The following is a 1,963-nucleotide window of genomic DNA, read 5'->3' as shown; positions in this document are numbered from 1 at the left end:
CTGGAACAGCAAAAAGATATACAAAAAGACCGGAATTAAAAGCAGACACATAGCGACGACGGAAACTACATCTCAGCTGGCCGCACGGGCTGCAGAAAAGCTGTTTTCCGAGTCAGGTTTTCCTAAAGACAAGATAGATTTCCTGCTTCTTTGCACCCAAAGCCCGGATTACTTTCTTCCAACGACTGCCTGTATTGTCCAAGATATATTGGGTCTTCCTACGAGCTGTGGAGCCTTTGACTTTAACCTCGGTTGTTCCGGATTCGTATATGGCCTTGCCATTACAAAGGGCCTCATAGCAGGGGGCATGGCAAAAAACGTACTGCTTCTTACCGTCGAAACTTACACCAAATACATACATCCTAAGGATAAAAGCGTAAGGACCATATTTGGCGACGGTGCAGCGGCAACCTTAATAACGCACGAAGAAGGCGACCCTTGCAAGATAGGGGAGTTCGTATTTGGCACCGACGGCAAGGGGGCAAGTAACCTCATCGTCCCGGCCGGTGCGATGGCCATGCCTAAAAGTGAGGAAACTGCAAAGGAGAGGGTAGACGAGCAGGGAAACGTTCGTTCCTTAAACAACCTATACATGAATGGTCCTGAAATATTTAACTTTACCTTAGACATTGTTCCAGATACGGTAAAATCCCTGCTTGCAAGGGCGAAACTATCCATGGATGACATAGATTTATTCGTCTTTCACCAGGCAAACAAGTTCATGCTCGACAGCTTAAGGGATAAAATAGGCATCCCTGAAGAAAAGTTTTACGTGAACATGGAAGACAAGGGAAACACGGTAAGTGCAACCATACCCATCGCAATGAAAGACGCCTTAGACGAAGGAAGGATCAGGCGTGGGGATAAATTGATGCTCGTTGGATTTGGCGTAGGATACTCCTGGGCAGGATGCATAGTTGAATGGTAATTTACTCAAAGAGGTGATTTAAATTGGACCTTAAAGACAAATTGTCCTTGATAGCTCAAGCACTGGACGCAGAACCTGAGGCATTAAAACCTGAGACTAAACTTGAAGAGCTTGAAGAGTGGGACTCCTTGGCAGTAGTTTCGGTGATAGCCATGCTCGACAAACATTTTTCTGTGAGGCTAAAGCCTAACGACATAAAGTCCCTTGTCACTGTGGAAGACATACTTGCCCACATGAAGGAAAAAGAGGCTGAAAAAAGTTGACGATAAATCCCATGTCCCTTTCGGGAAAGAACATAATAGTCACGGGAGCTTCATCCGGGATAGGGCTTGCCACCTCACATCTAATTTGCGCCCTCGGCGGCAATGTAGCGATGGTCTCTAGAAACAAAGAAAAACTGAGCGTAGCTCAAAGGGAAATGCCTGAAGAATCATCGAAGGCCTTTTCCTTTGACCTGCGAAATACGGATGAAATACCTGATTTAGTAAGCCTCATACGAGCCGAAGTCGGTCCCATTGGAGGCCTTGTCCATTGTGCCGGAGATTTTGCCGTTAGGCCATTACGGTCCTTTGACCCCAAAGAATACAGAGACCTTTACGACCTGCACGTGACGGCTTTTTTCATGCTTTCTAAGGCAGTTTGCATGAAGAAAAACGTCGATCCGACAGCTGCTTCTATCGTTGCCGTCTCATCTGTAACTGCAATATCGGGTTTGGAAGGGTCATCTACCTATTCTTCCGTTAAGGGTGCCTTGATCTCCGCCGTTCGCTCACTTGCGGCAGAATACGCTACAAAGAAGATACGCTTTAACTGCGTATGTCCCGGATGGGTCAATACTCCTATGCTCGATAGGATAAAAGCCCTTTACCCTGATCTTGAGTCCTTTGACTTGGCCATAACGAAAAGACACCTTTTAGGCTTGGGTCAGCCCGAAGATGTCTCAAACAGCATATGTTTTTTACTGAGCGATGCGGCACGCTGGATCACAGGGACGAGCGTCGTGCTGGATGGGGGTTATTCGTTGTGATGGGGGTT

The 1,963-nt window shown here is 46.8% G+C and carries 3 protein-coding genes; all 3 read left to right on the top strand.

The window, feature by feature from the left end; translation table 11 throughout:
• Positions 1 to 928 (top strand): 3-oxoacyl-ACP synthase III family protein (locus Q7P41_RS06030; protein WP_303882890.1); only part of this gene is annotated, 928 nt, incomplete at its 5' end.
• Between the two features lie 23 nt (positions 929 to 951).
• On the top strand, positions 952 to 1,191 hold the full coding sequence (locus Q7P41_RS06025) for an acyl carrier protein (RefSeq protein ID WP_286976353.1): 240 nt from the start codon (positions 952 to 954) through the stop codon (positions 1,189 to 1,191).
• The gene (locus tag Q7P41_RS06020; protein WP_303882888.1) at positions 1,188 to 1,955 is read left to right on the top strand and encodes an SDR family NAD(P)-dependent oxidoreductase; all 768 of its coding nucleotides are present in this window, start codon (positions 1,188 to 1,190) and stop codon (positions 1,953 to 1,955) included. The genes Q7P41_RS06025 and Q7P41_RS06020 overlap by 4 nt, the downstream gene beginning before the upstream one ends.
• Positions 1,956 to 1,963: the final 8 nt, after the last annotated feature.

Source organism: Acetomicrobium mobile (assembly GCF_937920065.1).
This window is presented reverse-complemented; position numbering and strand designations above follow the sequence as displayed.